Raw genomic sequence first — 19,470 nt, 5'->3', positions numbered from 1 at the left:
ATTGAATTTAAATACTTAAATCAATTTGCCATCCTCACGTACCCCCACTTGTACCCCGCGTCGAAAATTTGCCCTGGGTTCGATGACTTGCCGCACGCAATATTGCGCAAGCTGTCTTCACTTTCGCTGAGCGAAGGTATTCAGGCCCCGTATTTGGACAACATGCCAGAACACACGGGCCAAAGGCGAGGTGAGTGTGCGGGCGCCCGCCCGTCCACTTAAGAGAGCATGTTCCTTCAGACCAGCTGGCCTTCGAAGAAGTCCTGTATGCGGTCGAAGGGAATGGTGTCCACCTGATCATACAGATCGACGTGATCCGCCCCAACCATGATCATCGGTTCCTTCGGCTCAGCCGCCGCAGCATAGGCATCCTCGCTGAAGTCGCGGGAGCAGGCAATTCGCCGCTGGCTCGCTATTTTCCGGCCCCCATCACCGAGCGACGCCCCGAGCGCGCCGTGCGCTGTTCCTTGCTCGCAGCCGGTGGCCGAAGCCGTCCGAACGAACATCGCACTGTAGCCGCGCGGGTTCCTGACCTTCCGACCGCCGCTCACGTGTGAAGGCCCCCCTGGGCTCCCCGGCACCTAGAATGCGAAGAGGCGGCCGAAGCCGCCTCTCTTGAATAGATATGCCTCGCGCCTTGCGCAGAGATCACCGGGTAGCCAGGAATTCCACCACGTTGCGGCGATCTTCTTCATCGGGCAGGCGCAACACCATGCGCGTGCCGGGAACCATGTCGCGCGGATTTTCGAGGTATTTCATGAGCGTCTCGGCATCCCACATCAGCCCACTCTCTTCCATCGCACCCGAATAGCGGAAACCGTCGAAGGTCCCAGCATCGCGACCGACAACGCCCTGCAGGCTGGGGCCGACGCGATTGGCCCCGTCAATCGTGTGGCAGGCCGAGCAGCGCCGCTGGAACACGGTTTCGCCTTCGGCGGCGTCCTGCGCCAGTAGGGGCTCCGCGGCAAGAAGGCCGAGGAGAACAAGAGTACCAATTTTCTGCATCACTTATCCGAAGTCGTGTTTCGACAGGGGCAGGCTGCGGATGCGCTGCCCGGTGAGCGTTGCCACCGCGTTGACGATGGCCGGACCGACCGCTGGAAGACCGGGCTCGCCGACGCCGCCCATGGGGGCACCACTTTCGACGATCGCCGTATGCACCTGCGGCATCTGGTCGGGGCGCAGGATCGGATACATGTCGAAGTTGCGCGCCGTCGGCTCACCGTTTTCGTAGACCAGTTCCTCGACCAGGGTCTGCGACGTGCCGAGCGCGACCGCCGACTGGACCTGCGCCTCCACGGTGCTCGGGTTCACCACCTGCCCCGGATCGAGCGCGACCCAGACCTGATGCACGCGCACTTCACCGCCATCCACCGACACCTCGGCGATCACCGCTGCCTCTGAACCGAATGGCGAGGCCATCGCCACGCCGCGCGCGCGGGTGGTGCCTTCCTCGGCCTCGAAGGGACCGGGGCGCCAGCCCCCCGATAGCTCGCCGACGCGTTCGAGCAGCTTGCGGTGACGCTCCGAGCTCGAGAGCAGCGACAGGCGCATCTCGAAGGGATCGAGGCCGCCCGCCTGCGCAAGCTCGTCGAGAAAACTCTCGTACATGAAGTCATGCATCGAGTGGCCCACGGCCCGCCAGTAGCCGATGACCGCCGGGTTGGCGTGGTAGATCTGGCCGATGTGCTTGTTGGCAATCGCATAGGTCTTGCCTGAGATGCCCTCGGTCGCCGAAGGGTCCTGCCCCGGAGGCGCCTGGTACCAGCGCTGGGTCGGCCCCTCGCCCACCACCTCGACCTGCAGCGCGGTCGGGCCATCCGGGCCGACCGCGCCGCGGAACCGGGCGAGGCCCAGCGGACGCGGCGCATCGCGCAGGAAGTCCTCCTCGCGGGTCCAGATCAGCTTGACCGGACGGCCCACGGCCTTGGCCAACGCGATCGCCTGCGGGAAGGGGTTGGCGGTCGCATAGAGGAAGTGCCGGCCGAAGAAGCCACCCAGCACCTGCTGGTGCAGGTTGATCTGGCTCGCGTCCAGCCCGGCCGCTGCTGCCGCCGCACCGACGAACATTTCAGGCGCCTGGCAGGGCATCCAAAGATCGAGGGTGCCGTCCTCGTTGAACCGCGCGGTGGCAGACGGCGGCTCGAGCTGACCATGTGCCACGTATGGCGCATCGTAGGTGGCCTCGATCATCGTCTCGGCGGCCTCCAGCACGCCCGCGGCATCGCCCGAGGCTTCGACTTCGACCACCTCGCCCGTGGCACCGGCCAACGTGTCGCGGAATCCGACAGAGGAGAAGTCGGCGGGCATCGGCCAGCGCGCCTCCCCCTCGGTCCAGTCAATCTCGGCCGCGTCAATGGCGCGGCGGGCTTGCCAGAATTTCTCTGCCACCACGGCCACGGCCCCGTCGAGCATCTGCACGGAATGCACACCGCGCATCGCCTCGATCTCTGCCTGGTTGGTCACCGCCGCGGGCGTCAGGCCCAAGCGCGGCGCGTGGCGAAGGGCCGCCAGAAGCATACCCTCGACCTCGACATCGATGGCGTAGGTCTGGCGCCCGGTGGATTTCGCCCGCACATCCATGCGCGGCAGGGCCGTACCGATCCAGCGGAAGTCGGCCGGATCCTTGAGCGTCGGCTCGGCGGGCACCGGCAGGTCCATCGCGGCGGCGGCGAGATCGCCATAGGCCACGCGACGGCCGGAGCCCTCATGCACAACGATGCCCGGCTCAGTTACCAGTTCCGAGGCATCGACACCCCAGTCCTGCGCCGCCGCCTCGACCAGCATCGCCCGTGCGGCAGCGCCAAGCTGGCGCATCACCGGATAGCCGGTGCGGGTCGACATGCTGCCGCCCGTCAACCGGTAGCCCCCCATGATGGCGAAGGGACCACCCGCCGGGGCGATCTCGACCGAGAAGTTCTCGGGCGCGAGGTCAAGCTCCTCGCCGACGATCTGCGCCATGGCCGTGAAAATGCCCTGCCCGCCTTCGATGAACGGGCTGCGCAGCAGCGCCGTGCCATCCGAGCGCAGTTCCAGGAAAGCGGTGACGGCAGGCCCCTCGGCAGCGGCCTCTTGCCCCCGCAGCGGGCGCAGCGGCAGCGCAGTGGCCAGCACCAACGCCCCGGACCCGGCAAGGAAGCCGCGCCGCGACACGTTCACCGGCGCCTGCCCGAGGCGGCGCGTGAGTTGGTCAATCACGCTCATGGCTCAGGCCTCCGACACGCTGCGCACGGCGGCGCGGATCTTGTTGTAGGTGCCGCAACGGCAGAGGTTGGTCATCGCACCGTCGATGTCCTCGTCCGTCGGGTTCGGAATATCGCTCAGCAACGCCGTCGCCGCCAGCACCTGGCCCGACTGGCAGTAGCCGCATTGCGCGACCTCGTTTTCGACCCATGCTTCGACCACGCGGCGGCCGATCTCGGTGTCCTCGACCGTCTCGATGGTCCGGATTTCGAGGCCCTCGACGCTGTCGGCCGGGGTCACGCAGGAGCGTGTCGCAACACCGTCGATCAGCACGGTGCAGGCACCGCATTGCGCGATGCCGCAGCCGTATTTCGTGCCGGTCAGGCCGAGTTCCTCACGGATCACCCACAGGAGCGGGGTATCGGGTTCCACGTCGACGTCATGCGTCGCACCGTTGATGTTCAGCTGCATTGTCATACCTGTCGGTTCGATGGGTCTGTCGCGGCGATGGCGAGGCACCGCCAGAAGAGCGGGCGCTGGCGCCATGTCGAAAAGGGGTCTCTGCCCTGCAAGTGTCCTATGCCGACCGCCTCGATGCTATGGGCGAAACCCGATAGCGCCGATGAGCCCGCCTCATGAATGGTTCGACTGTCAGGTGAGCTGCGCCATCGCCGCGAGACAGAAGAAGCACCCCGCGCGCGCTCAGACCGGCCCGGCCGGGCCGAGAAAGCACAGAGGTCATGGGGCCCGTCCCGGTCAGAGGCGCGGCAATGACCGCAAGGACCGGCTGCGTTGCCACTGCGACGATGACCGGCGGCCGGTTCTGTGCCAAGGTCCCCGATGCGGCACGGGGGCTCAGTCCGCGACCTATTGTGCAGCCGGGTCACCGGCGAGCACCCGGTGGCGCATCCAAACACAGCCCTTGTCGAGGGTCTCTACGGCGATCAACTCGAGGCTGCGCACCTCGGTCGCGCCGCGGTGCTCGTAGATGGCGGGGATACCGCCCTGCCCGTCCACCAACGGGTAGATGAGCGTGCTGGTCTCGTCGATCAGCCCCTCTGCCAGGAAAGCGCCATTGATCTCGCCACCGCCTTCGAGGATCAGCCGCCTTGCGCCGAAGGCACGCGCGATCCGCGTCAGCGCATCGGCCAGCGCCCCCTCGCCCGAGCCGAGGAAAACCACCGAAACGCCGCGCTCGACCAGCATCTCGACATGGGCGCGCGGGACGGTCTCGCCAAGTACCATTACCAAATGCGCGTCGTCGATCTCTCCGCTCTCAGGGCGGAGCCGGCCCGTCCGGTCGATGCAGATGCCGATATCCGAGCGCGCATCGTGATCCGCCGCGATGCGATCATCCCGCGGGCCGATCCCTTCTGGTGGCGCTGGATCGGCGGCCTCAAGGTAATGCGCCTCCATCGTCGCACGTCCGACGATCCATCCATCCGCGTCCAGCCGGGCAGCGGCGGCGTCATAGATCTCGAGCAGCTCTTTCTCCTCGCAAGGCCAGCGGTCGGCAAGCAACCGGCCGTCGATGGTCGTGATCATGTGGCAGATGATGTGGGGGCGGGTCATGGATCGGCTCGTTCGGTTGCGGACTGGAGGCCTCGCAGTCGCGAGGCGGGCTGCCCTTTGATACGCGGCGCGTATAGCTCGCGTGTATGCCCGATCTCTGCCTTGCAGAGATGAGCTCCGCTCATCTATCACTCAAGGCCCCTGCCGTTGACGCCGGAACATGAAAGGACCGGTCGCTGGAACGCACCCGGTCCTCAAGAACGGCGGTTGACCGCGTCAGCCGTTGTAGTCCTCGTCGGCCACCTTCTCCATCCAAGTCACCGGCGAGCCGTTTATGCTTTCCTGTATGGCGATGTGAGACATGGCGTTTTCCGGCGCGGCGCCGTGCCAGTGCTTTTCCTCGGCCGGAAAGAAGACGATGTCACCGGCAGTGACCTCCTCGACCGGCCCGCCTTCGCGCTGCACGCGCCCTTTGCCGAAGGTGATGATGATGGTCTGGCCAGCCGGATGGGTGTGCCACGCGGTGCGCGCACCGGGCTCGAAGGTGACATGCGCGCCGCTTGTGCGGCCGGGCGCGTCGGCCTGGAACATCGGGTCGATGCGAACGGTGCCGGTGAAATAGTCCGCGGGACCGGGGCCGGAAGGAATGCTGCCTGCGCGGATGATTTTCATTATCTTTCTCCTTCTGTTTCGCTGCGCGGTCAGCGGCGCAGCTTGGTGAATCTGTAGGTAAGCGCTGGCCCGCCCGGTTGGGCGTAAGCCAGTTCGACTGTGGCCATGGCGAAGGGCTCGACATAGCGGCCGTTGCGCAAACCGCCGGTGTCTAGCGGCTCGAAGCCGATGTCGCGGATGAGCTGGCCGGCGATTTCCTTGGCATCTGCGTCGTTTCCATAGGTGAAGACCTGCGGCGCGGGCTCCTGCCCCTTACGGGCGAAAACCGGCGCGAAACTCTCTGAGGGCGTTGTATTGAAGCACGACACCCAGCGCGCCTTCGGACGCATCCGGGCCAGTTCCTCGCCGCCGGATGAGGTGGTACCGACGACGAGGTCCCGGTTGGCTTCGTCGAGCGGCACACAGCAGTTCAGCACCACCTTTCCAGCCAGATCACCCGCCTGCTCCAGCACGTCGCCGACCCTCGACCAATGCACGGCCAGTAGCAGTGCGTCGGCCTCGTCCACTGTGTCGGCAATGGTTCCCGCGTGCCCGTTGCTCTCCCGCGCAAGACGCTCGAGCTTCGCCGCGCTGCGCGCATAGGCAAAGGTGACCTCATGGCCAGAGGCCGCCCAGAGCGCGCCGAGCTTGCCGCCCATCAGACCCGATCCGAGAATGCCGATCTTCATGCTGTCCTCCTGAATTGCGGCAGCGGGGCCGAAGCCCCGCGGCCCAAAGACTTAGTTCGCTCGCGCCTCGAAGACCTGCTTGGCCACCGGCAGCGCCGAGAAAACCTTGGGCCAGCCGGCGTAGAAAGCGAGATGCGAGAGCATGGCGCCTGCCTCTTCCTGCGTCAGCCCGTTGTCCATTGCGCGGTTGAGGTGGAAGGTCATCTGCTCGGGCTGACCGGCGGCGATCAGCGCGGCGACGGTAACCATGCTGCGGTCGCGGGGCGCGAGTGCCGGGCGCAGCCACAAATCGTTGAACAGCATCTCGCGCGTGGTATCGACGACACCCATGCTGACATTGGCGAAGTTGCCACGCACGGTTTCTTCCCGCGCCGCCTCGGCTTCCTCATTGATCGGCAGAAGTTCGGGCTCGACCGCCGGCAGGTCTTCTGCCGCGACACCGCGCGCCTCATAGACCGGTGCCATCGCCTCGGCAGCGGCGGTGGCATTGCCCCAGCCCGTGTAGAAGGCGAGATGGGTGATCGTCTCCGACAGCTCGGCCGGGGTCACGCCTGCGTCGAGGGCCAGTTCGACGTAGCTGCCGAGGTTCTCCGTCTCATGGCGCGTCATCAGCGCCGCGAAGGTGACAAGCGCGCGGTCGCGCATGGACAGCTCTTCACCCGCCCAGACAGAGCCGAAAAGATCGTTGGTGGAATAGGCCTCGAGCGCGGGCGCGACGGCGCCGACGGCGGATGGCAGGGTTCTGGACACCTCCTGCGCGGTGGCGCCAGTGGTCATGAGGGCGAGAGCCGAAGCGGCAACGTAGGTCTTCATAGGAGCTCCTGTCGGGCTGGTTCCGGTTACCCCCTTCATGTGGTCCGGCGTTGCGGAACCTTAATGCCCGGATGTGCCAACCCACTCATGACAGCACCTCATGATTGCCTCAGCCCCGCTCTCGCAAAGCATCCAGCACCACCTCGAAGGCCGAAGACGGACGCTGCCGGCTCGGGTAGTAGAGGTGGAAACCCGGGAAGTAAGGGCAATAATCCTCAAGGCAGGTCTGCAAAGCCCCAGAGGCCAAGTGCTCCGCCGCCAGCCGTTCCGGGATCAGCGCGAGCCCGTGGCCGTCTACCGCCGCGCGCATCACCGGGCTGATCGTGTTGAAACAAGTCTGGCCCGAAACCTTCACGCGGATCTCGTTGCCGTCCTTGTCCTCGAATTCCCAAGCATAAAGCGCGCCATGGGTCGACAACCGCAAATTTATACAGCGATGCTCGGCCAGGTCGTGTGGCACCTGCGGGGCGCCCGCCGCCTCGAAATACTCGGGGGCACCGACGCAGATCATCCGCTCTTCCGGGCCGATGCGCATCGAAATCATGCCCTCGCTCACCTGTTCGCCGTAGCGCACCCCGGCATCGCATTGCGAACTCGCTAGATCAGTATAGCCGTAGTCCATGACGAACTCGACGTTCACCGCAGGGTATTGCTTCAGCACCGGCGAGAGCTTGGGCCAGAGGAGCGCGTCGATGGCGTATTCCACCGCGACGATCCGCACCGTACCGGTGGGCTGATCGCGCGCGTCATTCAGCGCCTTGAGCCGCGCCTCAATCATCTCGAAACAGGGATTGAGCGTCGTCAGGAGGTCCTCGCCCTCCAACGTCGGTGCCACAGAGCGCGTGGTCCGGGTCAGCAGGCGCAGACCGAGCCGCTGCTCGAGCCCCTTGATCGTATGGCTCAGGGCCGATTGCGACACGTTGAGCCGGGCCGCCGCGCGGGTGAAGCTCCGTTCCTCGGCAACTGCCGCCAAGGCTATGAGATCGTTTATGTTTTCACGAAGCATAAGGGAGGCCTTGATCTGGTGTTCGAGGGTCACAACGGGTCCCCCTCACGATATATGTGCGGGGCTCATGACGTCCAATGATTATCCCGTCACCGGGAAACGCGGATCATTCGATCATCGGACGCACCGTCTCGCCGCGGCGAGCGGTTGCTGGTGATCGCGTAGATATACGCCTCGGTCACCAGCACGTCGCGCACCCGATCTCCGAGGCTCAGGGCTTCGGACACCGCACCATCGGTACCGACCGAGATAACAGAACCCGTCCGCAGGCTGGCCAGCAGCAGGCGCTCGCCCTCCCAGGCAAGGCCCGACGGCGCCCAGGTGCTGCGCCCGGAATGGGCCAGTGGCGCCTGCATCCCGCCTCGCGTTTCGTCGCCCTGGATAAGCGGCCAGCCGTAGTTGGCCCCCCGCTCGATCCGGTTCACCTCGTCATGGCCGGACTGACCGTGCTCTGCGGCGTAGAGCTGCCCGTCGGCATCCCAGACGATCCCCTGCGGGTTGCGATGCCCCAGCGACCAGACCGGCGAGCCGCCGAAGGGATTGTCCTCGGGGATCGCGCCATCCGGTGTCAGCCGCAAGATCTTGCCGGCGAGGCTTCCCAGGTCCTGCGGACGCGCGCGGTTCTCGGTCCAGCCCGTCGTGACATACAGCATGCCATCCGGCCCGAAGGCCACGCGCCCGCCATTGTAAAGCGGATGGCCGGGGATGCCGTCGAGCAGCACGCGCGTCTCGATCCAGGCAGAGCCGTCCAGTTCGATCTCGATGACGCGGTTGCTGCGGTCCTCAGGCGTGCCCATGTGCTGATAGACAACCGCGCGGCGGCTCCGCGCAAAGTCGGGCCGAAGCGCGAGGCCAAGCAGCCCGCCCCCCCGGTCATCCAGGATCGGCGCGCTGGTCTCTACGGGCAGCCGGGCGAAGGTCTCGCCGTCGAAGATGCCGATCGTTCCGCGCTTCTCGGTGACGTAGATCACCTCGCCCTGTGCCTCGATGTCCCAAGGGTAATCGAGGCCCTCAAGCACCGCTTCCTGCGCCTGTGCCGCCAGCGGGAAAAGCGCGGCCATCAGCAGGCCGCGCCAGATGGCAGTCTTAGCTGCCATATTCTTCGTCCGTCACCAGCGCACCCCAGGTCACAGCCGAACCGTTTTCGGCGGCTTGGATCGCATAGTGGGTGACCGAGGTGCCGTCAGTCGCGCCATGCCAATGGTTCACGCCCGCCGGGGCAAAGACCACGTCACCGGTACGCATGATCTGCTTTTCCTGGCCCGCTTCCTGATACCAGCCCGTCCCCTTCGTAACCACAAGGTATTGGCCGATCGGGTGCGTGTGCCAGGCCGAGCGCGCTCCCGGCATGAAGGTCACCTCGCCAGCGCTGACATCGTTCATGTTCGGCCCAAAGACCGGAGCGACGAACACCGTGCCGGTGAAGGTATCTTCGCTGCCGATCTGGCCGCCGCGTTCCAGCGTCGTGGTCTGTGTCATCTCCTGCGCGAAGGCAGCGGGAGCTCCGGCCAGCGTAAGGGCGAGGGCTGCAAGGATTGTTTTCATCAGGTCGTCTCCATTGTGCGTGAGGCGGCCACAGGGCCTGCAGCAGGGTCGATCCCCTGCCTGCCCGAATGAGATAGTGGTCCCGGACTGGTGATTAATGCCGGCGGTTCGGGACACGCTCATGAGAGGACCTCATGAAAGCCCGGCGTCACCATGCCGATTGCTGCCCTAGTGCGGAGAGGGCGTCGCCGGTTGTCCCGATGGGCACCGGAACTGGCAGTTGCAAGGGGCATTCATCTATCCCGGGCACCCTCCGCGTGAAGGCTGTGCGTAGCCGGGGCGGCTTCGCAACGGCCAATTAAAACGTTGAATTTGAATGATCAAATTTGGTGCCCTCAGGCACCCCACTTCTACCCCGCGTCGAGAACTTGCGACGCTGTCGATGACGTGCCGCACGCACTGTTGCGAAAGGTGTCCTCTCTTGCGGTGCGCTCGGGCAATGAATCCCCGCATGCTGACTGCATGCCAGAACACACGAACCAAAGGTGAGTTGAGTGGACGGGCGCCCCCGTCCACTCGAAGGAGCATGTTCCCTCAGGCCAGATGACCCTCGAAAAAGGCCTGAATGCGGTCGAAGGGAATGATGTCCACCTGATCGTAGAGATCAACGTGATCCGCCCCCTCGATGATCACCAGTTCCTTCGGCTCGGCTGCGGCCGCATAGGCATCCTCGCTGAAGTAGCGGGAGTGGGCTTCCGACCCCGCGATGATCAGGGCCGGACGGGGCGAGATCTCGTTGATATAGGTCAGCTGCGGCATGTTCATGAAGGACATGGCAGAGGTGACGTTCCAGCCGCCGTTCGAATTCGCCGAACGGGGGTGATAGCCGCGATCGGTCTTGTAGTAGTTCCAGTACATCGTGATGACCGGATCATCGATGCCATCCAGCGTATCTGGCAGGCCGCCATCCCGCACAGGTGCGGCGTCGGAGGACGCGTCTTCCCAGCGTTGCGCGCTCAGGCGGGCCAACTGGTCGTTGCGCTGCGCGTCGGTCATCGCGTCGTAGTAGCCCCGCGCCATCACCCGCGACATGTCGTACATGCTGGTGACGGCCACGGCCTTCACCCGCTTGTCCGCCGCGACCGCGTTCAGCGCCAGGCCGCCCCAGCCGCAAACGCCGATCACGCCGATCCGCTCACGGTCCACGGCTTCGTGCAGGCCAAGGAAATCGACCGCCGCCATGAAGTCTTCACTGTTGATGTCGGGCGAGGCGACAAACCGGGGCTCGCCGCCGCTTTCGCCCGTGTAGGAGCCGTCGAAGGCCAGCGTGATGAAACCGCGCTCGGCCATGGTCTGGGCGTAGAGACCCGACGCTTGCTCCTTCACCGCGCCGAAGGGTCCGGCCACGGCAAGGGCCGGCATCGGGTCCTCGGGACGGTCGGCGGGGATGTAGAGGTCACCCACCAGCGTGATGCCATAGCGGTTGGTGAAGCTCACCTTGCTGTGCTCCACCGCGTCGCTCTTGGGGAAGGTTTTGTCCCATTCTGCCGTCGCCTGCGCCAGCAGGGCCTGACCAGACAGCGTCGCGATGCCAAATGCCGCAACCCCGGCGCCGCCGGTGACAAGAAGCGTGCGACGCTCGGGGCTGTCGGGTGTTTCGGAAAGGGTCTGGTCTGTCATGTTCATATCCTCTGTTGGTTGCGCTTGCCATAAAACTGGGGCTTGCCCGTTCCCCGCGTAAGACGGCAAAAGCTGATCGCAGCCATGAGTTTGATTCATCATGCAGGGGGCAGCCCATGGCAGCGCCGCGATCTGCCCCTGTACCCAGGCGAACAGGAGGCCCGAATGGACCGAGACATGATCGGAGATCTCTCCATCCTTCTGGCTGTGGCGGACGAGGGCAATTTCACCCGTGCAGGACATCGCCTCGGCGTCTCGCAATCCGCGGTCAGCCATACGATCCGTCGGCTCGAAGACCGCATCGGAGTCAAGTTGCTGAACCGGAATTCCCGCAGCGTGACTCTCACCGATGCGGGCGAGCGCTTGATCGCCACCCTGCGCCCGAGCTTCCGGCAGGTCAGCGACCGGATCGAGGAGGTCCGCACCCTCGGAGAACGCCCCTCAGGGCTGATCCGGGTGACGGTCAGCAAGCCCGCAGCTCAACGCATCCTCTGGCCCGTGGCCTCGCAGCTGGTCCGGGACTTCCCGGAGGTCACGATCGAGATCAGCACCGACGGACGTCTCTCAGATCTGGCAGAGGACCGGTTCGACTGCGCCATACGGCTGAGCGAACACCTCGGCCCCGACATGATCGCCGTGCCGGTCGGGCCCCCGCTGGAGATGGCGGCCTTCGCCAGCCCGGACTATCTGAAGGACCACCCCCTACCCGAGCACCCGGAGGACTTGATCGGTCACAACTGCATCGTCATGCGGCACAGGGTCGACGGCGGCACCTATGACTGGGAGTTCGAAAAGGATGGGGAAGAGCGCGTGATCAAGCTCGACGGTCCCTTCATCCTCAACGATTCCGGCATGGTCCTTCAGGCCGCACTGGAGGGACATGGAATCGGCTTCCTAACCGCCCCGGAGATCGAGGAGGCGGTGGCCGCAGGACGTCTCCGCCGCCTTTTGGCGGACTGGTGCCCCCCCTTCGAGGGGTATCACCTGTGTTATTCCGGGCGGCGCAATGTCAGCTCCGCCCTGCGGGTGCTGATCGACCGGCTCCGCTACCGAGGATGAGCGTCGTTCATGGAGGCAATGCCGATTAGCGCTCTGCCGGGCGGAGCGCTGGGCCGTTAGGGGGGAGCTGTCCCCACCAGTGGGGCGTCTTTCCTCGCGACAGCCCCCTGCCGCGGGGCTTCCACGCTTGGAGAGCCCATGACATCCGCCATCCCCTCGACCGCCTCGCCCTCCGCCGATGCCCCGGCCAACTGGAGCGCCGTCGTCGCCCTGTCCCTCGGCGCCTTCGCGCTCGTCGCCTCGGAGTTCATGCCAGTCAGCCTCCTGACCCCGATCGCCTCGGACCTCGCCATCAGCGAAGGACTGGCAGGACAGGCGATCTCCGTCTCAGGCGCCTTCGCGGTGCTTACCAGCCTGACCCTCACAACGCTCACCCGCCGCATTGACCGCAGGACCGTTCTGTTGGGCCTCATCCTGCTCATGCTGGGTTCGGGCGCGTTCGCAGCCTTGGCGCCGAACTTCAGCCTTTTCCTGGTGGGCCGGGCGCTCATCGGCGTGGCCATCGGCGGCTTCTGGTCCATGTCCGCCGCCGTCGCCATGCGGCTGGTGCCGCCCCCCTCCGTTCCGCGGGCGCTGGCCATCTTCAACGGCGGCAATGCCCTGGCGACGGTGGTCGCCGCGCCGATGGGCAGCCTGCTGGGAGGGCTGTTCGGCTGGCGCATGGCCTTCCTCTGCCTTGTGCCCGTCGCGGCCATTGCCCTTCTCTGGCTCTGGGCCAGCCTACCGCGCATGGCCCCTGCCCCGCGAAAACAGGGGGGCAGCCTCTTCGCCCTTCTGAAATCGCCGGTGGTCAGCCTCGGGATGATGGCCACGGCACTGTTCTTCATGGGACAGTTTACACTCTTCACCTACCTGCGCCCCTTCCTCGAAACGGTCACGGGTGTCGCCGTTACCAATCTTACGGCCATGCTTCTGATGCTGGGGCTTGCGGGATTTGTCGGCACCGCATTGATCGGCAAGCCGCTGGAGCGTGCGCTCTACCCTGTGCTCATCCTCTGGCCTCTGCTGCTCGCGGTCGTGGGGCTAGGGCTGATCACCTTCGGTCATTCACTCATCGGGACCGGTGCGCTGATGATCGGATGGGGCTTCCTCGCCACCTCTGCTCCCGTCGGCTATTGGACGTGGCTGGCGCGCACCCTGCCCGACGACGCAGAGGCCGGGGGAGGGTTGATGGTGGCGATCATCCAACTGTCGATCACGCTGGGCGCGACACTGGGTGGCCTGCTCTATAACGCGGGCGGGCATGTCCCGGCCTTCAGCGCAAGCGTCGTGCTGCTGGTCCTGTCGGGCAGTTCTGCCGCCCTGTCGGCGGCTCGCACGCCCCGCCCCGTCGCTGCCTAAAAAGGTGTATGAGTGGCAAAAATAGCGGGACCCGTTCGACGGCGGCCAGTCCGTGCGAACGAATAGGCCATGCACGACATGGCGCCGAAGAACCGCATTCGGCCCATACCCGCCGTTCACGCTAGAAATTTTCCGAAAGCTATTCTTTCCCGAAGCTGCCGCTCGGCCGATGTGCAGCGAAATTGTCGGCGCCGCCGATACGCGGTCGAACAAGTAGATGAAGGTCCGGCGTTTTCTTGTCGTTATGGTTCGGCAGCCCCTTCCACACCACTCCAACCCATTTGAAGCCGAGGCGAGGAAGAACCCTCGTGAGCATGGATGCTGTGCCCGTTGTAGCAAAGACACCATCGTCCGCCGCGAGAAACATCGCCATTTCGCATAGCCTTGTGCCCCAGCCTTGACCTTCGTGGTCCGGATGGACTGCAACATACCCCACTTCATGCGGATAAACATCTTTGGGAAGGTAATACCGAGCTTTTCCTGTCTGAAACGCCGCACGATACTCATCCGCAGGCGATTTCAAAGCAGCACAGCCAATCATTTTTCCATCTATTTTGGCGACGACCAGCTTTACCCCATGATGCTGAATGCCCTCGCGCACCCGGTCAATCTTCACCGCGCCTCCTTCCGCAACGAGCGTTGCGAAGCTTTCCCTGTCATCCTCTGACATTGCTGGATATTCAGTGGCATATATAGTGACTTCCAACTTGTGTGGCCCTCCCAAGTGCCTCTCGGCTGCTCCTGTTTCACGACTTATGTTTCGCAATTTGCTGTAAGTGCCGCGATCAGCCAAGCCCAGATAGCGCGCATGAAGGCGCAACGAGGCCCAGAGCTGCCGTCCAGACGACCCTAGTCATGCGTCCTTGAAGAGCGTCGAAGCGGACATTCTCAATATGCCCTCGTTCAGCCGGCAACTGGAACTTCAGCTAGAGGTAGCCACCCTCCCCCTGAACCGTTTCAGACCGTTGCTTAACAGTGTGTGGCAGAACTATGTGTAGGTGTTGGGCTACTCAAAGCAAGACGCCCTTTACTCGCGTCGCAAGGAGGTTGGTTTGGGACTTTCAGATATCGATCGGGTGGCGGTTCTTCGAGCTACTGAAGAATTTGACCGGCTCGGCCGGGACGCTTTCCTGCAGAAGCATGGTTTTGGTAGATCGCGATCGTATCATCTGCAATACGGCGGCAAGCTCTACGATTCGAAGGCGATAATTGGTGTCGCGCATGGGTACACAGGGGCCGGTCGGCGTCCGCTAGAAGCATCTGATTTCAGCGGTGGCGAGGCAACCGTCGCACGGACATTGCGCGATCTCGACTTCGAAGTTCAGACTCCTGCAATCCCAAACACCGTTGCCGCAGCCAGCAACGTCTCGCCCGAAGGCTTCGCGTTTTGGTGGGTGAATAATAAGCAGACCTATGCTCACGAAATTGGCGGAAACTACCTCTGGTCACCTACGGAAAAGAGCAATGGTGGAAGGAACGAGTTCTACGAGAACATGAAGCGCGTGCGCCCTGGGGACGTTGTGTTTGCCTTCGCTGGGGGTGAAATAAGGGCGATTGGCGTCTGCTCTGCGCCAGCCATCTTAGCTCCAAAGCCCGGAGAGTTCGGTTCAGCTGGTGAAGCCTGGGGCAACGAAGGATGGCGGCTTCCAGTGGAATTCATCCGTTTGAGCCAACCTTTGAGACCAAAGGATCATATAAGCGTTCTGGCGACGACGCTGCCAGAAAAATACTCCCCGCTTCAGTCCAATGGGAACGGTAATCAGGGAGCCTACCTCGCTGCCGTACCCTTCGATATGGCGCAGGTTGTTATCAATCTCCTTGGCGCTCGATGGGCTGAGCTCGACCGAGCCGCCACCATTGAGCCGACACGTCAAACCGAAGCCATAGAGTCCTCTGAGAAGGAGGTTGAGCGCGCATTGCTCAACCGCACTGATCTCGATGAAACCGAAAGATTACAACTTGTGAAATCCCGGCGGGGACAGGGCATCTACCGGCAGAATCTTGAAGGTTTCGAGAAAGCATGCCGGATCACCGGTGTGAAGGAGCGGCGACATCTTCGCGCGAGCCACATCAAACCGTGGCGCATCTCAACGACATTTGAGAAGCTCGATGGCAACAACGGGCTTCTGTTGAGCCCGCATATTGATCACTTGTTTGATCAGGGTTTCCTAAGCTTTACCGATAACGGTGACCTACTGGTGTCGCAGCATCTCGATGTCGATACGTTGATAGGCTGGGGGATCGATTCCGAAGGAAACTACGGTTCATTCCGGCTCGAACAACTTCCATATTTAGAGTTCCATCGCGAGAATATCTTCAGGCGGTAATGTTGGGATTTGTCGCTGGCTAAGCCCGCCATGCTCCTATGCCATCCCACAAAGTGTTGAAATGGGGATCCGTGGAGTATCGTTCACCAGTCCGCTGATAGATTTCGACAACTGCTGCGGCCATGGCCTCGCAGCCTCCCTGTTGGTTGAGTGCTTCCCCAACAGCACGAATTCCTTGGACGATCGGATCAGAGTTCAGCCAAGGCCCGTTCATTTCTTTCGAAAGGAGGGACCGGTACGTCACTACCAGTTGGCTCACCAGGTCCAAGTATTCATGCTTCATATTGTCGGTCATAGATGCCTCCACGAATAACTCTGGGGTCGCTTTGGTTACACTTCGGTTAACTTGGACAACACCTGATCGTCTCTGCTGGTGGGCATCCCTGCCACGACGCCCTTGAGCACGTCTGTGCCGAAGCCGCCCAACCAGGGGGGGGGGCACTAGGTGTTTGATCCCACGGTTTGATGGTGCGATCCATTCGAGGGAATGGAAGGAAGCACTATGGGACAGGTTCGTCACGGCTGCGCCACGACCACGCACGCCGTCAGAGCAGCAATACAGCGATCGCAGGCTTCGACCGCGGCGTTGAGCCGGGAACTCGGCATTAACCCGAAGACCGTGGCGAAGTGGCGAAAGCGCCAGACGGTCGAGGACTGCAAAACCGGTCCGAAGGAACCGCGTTCATCCGTTCTCAGCGAAGCTGAGGAAGCAATGGTCGTTGCCTTCCGGCGGCACACACTGCTGCCGCTCGATGATTGCCTCTATGCCCTTCAGCCGTCGATCCCGCACCTGACCCGATCAGCTCTGCATCGCTGTCTTCAGCGGCATGGGATTTCGCGGCTACCGGATATCGAAGGAGACAAGCCCAAGCGCCAAAGGTTCAAACGCTACCCCATTGGTTTCTTCCATATGGATATCGCCGAAGTGCAGACCGCTGAGGGCAAGCTCTACCTCTTTGTGGCTATTGACCGAACCAGCAAATTCGCGGTCACCCAGTTGGTTGGCAAGGCCGACAGGCGCACCGCCTGGGAGTTCCTGGAGCATCTGCTGGAGGCTGTCCCCTACCGCATCCACACGATCCTGACCGACAACGGCATCCAGTTCGCCGAACAGCCGCGCAACCGTAACACCGCCTATTCCCGGCAGATGCGCTTCGACATGATCTGCGAGGCCAACGGAATCGAGCACCGACTGACCAAACCGAACCACCCATGGACCAACGGCCAGGTCGAGCGCATGAACCGCACGATCAAGGACGCCACCGTCAAACGCTTCCACTACGACAGCCACGAACAACTCCGGACACATCTCGCGGACTTCATGGCAGCCTACAACTTCGCGCGACGCCTGAAGACCCTCACCGGCCTCACGCCTTACGAATACATCTGCAGGGTCTGGACTTCAGAGCCCGACAGATTCATCGTCAATCCGATCCACCAGATGCCGGGACTGAACAACTAGGCTGTCGATCCCCAGCTGTTTCTACCGATTAGGGTGATGCATGACCGCCTGCGGCCCTCTCCGGACATTCATCAGATTGGACCTCGCCGCATTGCAGCTTCCCCGAAGCGGTCATCCAGAACATCGTGCCATATGCCGTTGCAACCAAAGGCCCGCTGGGAGAACCCGCAACGGGCTTGGGGCGAAGGTCAGCTTCTCCGGAAACGGCAACTTGAGCAGGAGAGCAGCCTGGATCGGGAGTGAAGGACTGCCCCCGCGACACGCTTGGCGTCGCGGGCACATCAATCGATAGAACGCTTACTTGGGCACCAGGACGTGGTCGACCACGTGGATCACGCCATTCGACTGATCGACATCGGCGATCGTCACGCGGCCAACCGTACCGCTTTCGTCATAGACGTAAAGCATCCCGTTGCGCACTTTCGCCGAAAGGGCGTCGCCCGAAACGGTCGTGAAGTTTGCCAGTCCGTCCGAACTCGCCCGGGCCTTCTGCGCGATCTTCGCCGCGGTCCAGTCGCCGGCCACCACATGCGCCGTCAGAACCTTGGTCAGCATCGCCTTGTTTTCCGGCTTCAGCAGTGTTTCGACCGTACCGGCCGGAAGCATCTCGAAGGCCGCGTTGGTGGGCGCGAAGACCGTGAACGGCCCGGGGCCCTGAAGGGTCTCGACCAGGCCGGCCGCCTTGACCGCGGCAACCAGCGTCGTGTGATCGGCCGAGTTGACGGCATTCTCGACGATGTTCTTGGTCTCGTACATCGCGGCGCCGCCGACCATCGGGTTTGCGGCAAGGGCCGGGGCCGCTGTGCCAAGGGCCGCGACGAGGCCGAGTGCCAGGGCGGGGGTGAACTTGATGTTGGTCATGATGTTTCCTCCTGAAAGCGCCGGTTTCGTCCGGGGCTACAGGGGATACGAAGGCGCGCTCGCCCGCGTTGCACATGGATACAGAAAAATCTCGGCGCTAAAGGCTGGGGATCTGCGCTGTTGCCAGCACCGGCCCGCTGGGGCCGGCGAGGGGCGAGCCCCCCGAGGGTTCCAGACTGACCGCCAGGACATCGCCCGCGCGCACCTCTGCGCGGACCTCGGTCGTCTCCGGGGCGAGCAGCCCGAGGGACGCGACCTGCCCATCGCGGATCAGCCACAGCTCGTAAGATTGCCCCTCGGGGTCGGGGGCCGCTGAGACGCGGCGGAATATCAGCCGCTGGGTGTCGCCGTGGATGGTGATGTGCAGATCCGGCGCGCTCAGGTCTGCCAGCGGCGGGCCGGAGCGGTAGAGAGGCATATCCCAGAACGCCATGAGCGCCACGGTCGTTACTGCGGCCAGCCCCAGCAAGATCGCAAACCGCGGGCGCGGCACGCCCCGGACGGTGGTCTCGGTCGTACCGCGACCTGCGCCGGCCCTGCGCAGCCAGCCCAGCACGCCACCGCGCCGCCGTTGGGGTGTTCCGAACAGGCTGCGCTCGGCCCGGTCCAGCACAGCGGCGGGGGGCGTCACGGCGTCGAATTCGGTGTTCAGCTGCGAAAGACGCGCCTGCCAGCTCTCGACCTCCTGCGCAAAGACCGGATCGCGGGCGATCCTGTCCTCGGCCCGCGCGCGCTCCTCGGCTGAGGCAAGCCCCAGTACGTAGTCGGCCGCGAGATCGGGGGTCTCGTCTTCGGTCATGCGTCCATGCACTCCTTGAGTTTGCGCAGGCCACGGTGCAGCCAGCTGCGCAGGGTGTTGACCGGGATCCCGAGGGCGCGCGCAATGGCATCATAGCTGTGCCCGTCAAGATAGGCGCTCCGGATCGCGGTGGCACGGTCGGCTTCGAGCGTTGCGAGGCAGTCGGAGATGCGCCGCGCCTCGTCCTTCATCTCGACAAGAGTTTCCGGTCCCGGCCCGGTGTCGGCTACCTCCAACATGGCCCGCTCATTCGATCCGGTGGCTTCACGTTGCAATGCAGCCTTGCGCGCGCGCAGGCGATCGAGGCAATGGTTGCGCGCGATGGTCACGGCCCAGGCCGTTGATCGGCCGCGCCTGGGGTCGAACTGATGTGCCTTGCTCCACAGCTTTACCAAGATCTCTTGTAGCGCGTCTTCTGCTTCGGCCCTGTCCTTGAGCATACGAATGCAGACCCCGAAAAGTTTCGGGCCGGCTTCGGAATAGAGGTTGCGCAGTGCGGCGCGCTCCCCTTGCGCCATGCGCAAGAGGATCTCAGCCAGCGGTTCCTCGGTCATGGGTCCCCCTCTTGAGAGGTCAGGACGCATGCCAAACACGCCCAATGT

The 19,470-nt window shown here is 63.7% G+C and carries 20 protein-coding genes; 4 read left to right on the top strand and 16 right to left on the bottom strand.

Annotated elements, in window-relative coordinates:
- Positions 1-236 precede the first annotated feature (236 nt).
- From LCM32_RS02870 to LCM32_RS02815, 12 genes are all read right to left on the bottom strand, one after another.
- Positions 237-506 (bottom strand): alpha/beta hydrolase, encoded by a 270-nt coding sequence (locus LCM32_RS02870; protein WP_224819540.1) that lies wholly within the window; start codon positions 504-506, stop codon positions 237-239.
- 142 nt (positions 507-648) lie between these two features.
- A complete protein-coding gene (locus LCM32_RS02865; protein WP_224819539.1) occupies positions 649-1,005 on the bottom strand; it encodes a c-type cytochrome in 357 nt (118 codons plus the stop codon).
- A gap of 3 nt (positions 1,006-1,008) precedes the next feature.
- Positions 1,009-3,204 carry a xanthine dehydrogenase family protein molybdopterin-binding subunit gene (locus tag LCM32_RS02860; protein WP_224819538.1) on the bottom strand — a complete coding sequence of 732 codons (2,196 nt, stop codon included), beginning with the start codon at positions 3,202-3,204 and terminating at the stop codon, positions 1,009-1,011.
- A gap of 3 nt (positions 3,205-3,207) precedes the next feature.
- Positions 3,208-3,654, bottom strand: a complete 447-nt coding sequence (locus tag LCM32_RS02855) for a (2Fe-2S)-binding protein (RefSeq protein ID WP_224819882.1) — start codon at positions 3,652-3,654, stop codon at positions 3,208-3,210.
- A 396-nt stretch (positions 3,655-4,050) separates the two neighbouring features.
- Positions 4,051-4,755 (bottom strand): dihydrofolate reductase family protein, encoded by a 705-nt coding sequence (locus LCM32_RS02850; protein WP_224819537.1) that lies wholly within the window; start codon positions 4,753-4,755, stop codon positions 4,051-4,053.
- A gap of 216 nt (positions 4,756-4,971) precedes the next feature.
- The gene (locus tag LCM32_RS02845; protein WP_224819536.1) at positions 4,972-5,367 is read right to left on the bottom strand and encodes a cupin domain-containing protein; all 396 of its coding nucleotides are present in this window, start codon (positions 5,365-5,367) and stop codon (positions 4,972-4,974) included.
- Between the two features lie 29 nt (positions 5,368-5,396).
- Positions 5,397-6,050, bottom strand: coding sequence for an NADPH-dependent F420 reductase (locus tag LCM32_RS02840; protein ID WP_412070658.1), 654 nt, complete (start codon positions 6,048-6,050; stop codon positions 5,397-5,399).
- Between the two features lie 36 nt (positions 6,051-6,086).
- Positions 6,087-6,848 (bottom strand): carboxymuconolactone decarboxylase family protein, encoded by a 762-nt coding sequence (locus LCM32_RS02835; RefSeq protein ID WP_224819534.1) that lies wholly within the window; start codon positions 6,846-6,848, stop codon positions 6,087-6,089.
- 109 nt (positions 6,849-6,957) lie between these two features.
- Positions 6,958-7,854 (bottom strand): LysR family transcriptional regulator, encoded by an 897-nt coding sequence (locus LCM32_RS02830; RefSeq protein ID WP_224819881.1) that lies wholly within the window; start codon positions 7,852-7,854, stop codon positions 6,958-6,960.
- An 89-nt stretch (positions 7,855-7,943) separates the two neighbouring features.
- Positions 7,944-8,951 (bottom strand): PQQ-dependent sugar dehydrogenase, encoded by a 1,008-nt coding sequence (locus LCM32_RS02825; RefSeq protein WP_224819533.1) that lies wholly within the window; start codon positions 8,949-8,951, stop codon positions 7,944-7,946.
- Positions 8,941-9,399: a cupin domain-containing protein gene (locus LCM32_RS02820; RefSeq protein WP_224819532.1), complete on the bottom strand. Its 459-nt coding sequence runs from the start codon at positions 9,397-9,399 to the stop codon at positions 8,941-8,943. Before LCM32_RS02820 ends, LCM32_RS02825 begins: the two co-directional genes overlap by 11 nt.
- A gap of 534 nt (positions 9,400-9,933) precedes the next feature.
- Positions 9,934-11,019: an alpha/beta hydrolase gene (locus LCM32_RS02815; protein WP_224819531.1), complete on the bottom strand. Its 1,086-nt coding sequence runs from the start codon at positions 11,017-11,019 to the stop codon at positions 9,934-9,936.
- 165 nt (positions 11,020-11,184) lie between these two features.
- Here LCM32_RS02815 and LCM32_RS02810 point away from each other — a divergent pair, with 165 nt between their 5' ends.
- Together LCM32_RS02810 and LCM32_RS02805 are read left to right on the top strand one after the other, a co-directional pair.
- Positions 11,185-12,078 carry a LysR family transcriptional regulator gene (locus LCM32_RS02810; protein ID WP_224819530.1) on the top strand — a complete coding sequence of 298 codons (894 nt, stop codon included), beginning with the start codon at positions 11,185-11,187 and terminating at the stop codon, positions 12,076-12,078.
- A gap of 138 nt (positions 12,079-12,216) precedes the next feature.
- Entirely contained in the window at positions 12,217-13,419 is a 1,203-nt protein-coding gene (locus LCM32_RS02805; protein WP_224819529.1) for an MFS transporter, read from the top strand.
- A gap of 139 nt (positions 13,420-13,558) precedes the next feature.
- Here LCM32_RS02805 and LCM32_RS02800 read toward each other — a convergent pair whose 3' ends face one another.
- On the bottom strand, positions 13,559-14,089 hold the full coding sequence (locus LCM32_RS02800; protein ID WP_224819528.1) for a GNAT family N-acetyltransferase: 531 nt from the start codon (positions 14,087-14,089) through the stop codon (positions 13,559-13,561).
- A 382-nt stretch (positions 14,090-14,471) separates the two neighbouring features.
- On the opposite strand from LCM32_RS02800, the gene LCM32_RS02795 reads away from it, so the two are divergent.
- Together LCM32_RS02795 and LCM32_RS02790 are read left to right on the top strand one after the other, a co-directional pair.
- On the top strand, positions 14,472-15,746 hold the full coding sequence (locus LCM32_RS02795) for an HNH endonuclease (protein WP_224819527.1): 1,275 nt from the start codon (positions 14,472-14,474) through the stop codon (positions 15,744-15,746).
- A gap of 502 nt (positions 15,747-16,248) precedes the next feature.
- A complete protein-coding gene (locus tag LCM32_RS02790) occupies positions 16,249-17,208 on the top strand; it encodes an IS481 family transposase (protein WP_224819526.1) in 960 nt (319 codons plus the stop codon).
- 297 nt (positions 17,209-17,505) lie between these two features.
- Here the strand turns inward: LCM32_RS02790 and LCM32_RS02785 are convergent, their stop codons facing one another.
- The 3 genes from LCM32_RS02785 to LCM32_RS02775 form a co-directional block, all read right to left on the bottom strand.
- Entirely contained in the window at positions 17,506-18,069 is a 564-nt protein-coding gene (locus tag LCM32_RS02785) for a fasciclin domain-containing protein (RefSeq protein WP_224819525.1), read from the bottom strand.
- 97 nt (positions 18,070-18,166) lie between these two features.
- Positions 18,167-18,868 carry an anti-sigma factor domain-containing protein gene (locus LCM32_RS02780; protein WP_224819524.1) on the bottom strand — a complete coding sequence of 234 codons (702 nt, stop codon included), beginning with the start codon at positions 18,866-18,868 and terminating at the stop codon, positions 18,167-18,169.
- Positions 18,865-19,422 (bottom strand): sigma-70 family RNA polymerase sigma factor, encoded by a 558-nt coding sequence (locus tag LCM32_RS02775; protein WP_224819523.1) that lies wholly within the window; start codon positions 19,420-19,422, stop codon positions 18,865-18,867. The genes LCM32_RS02780 and LCM32_RS02775 overlap by 4 nt, the downstream gene beginning before the upstream one ends.
- Positions 19,423-19,470 lie beyond the last annotated feature (48 nt).

Source organism: Pseudooceanicola nanhaiensis (assembly GCF_020171315.1).
Lineage (GTDB): Bacteria > Pseudomonadota > Alphaproteobacteria > Rhodobacterales > Rhodobacteraceae > Pseudooceanicola > Pseudooceanicola nanhaiensis_A.
The sequence above is the reverse complement of the archived record's forward strand: the minus strand, read 5'-3'. Positions and strand labels throughout refer to the sequence as shown.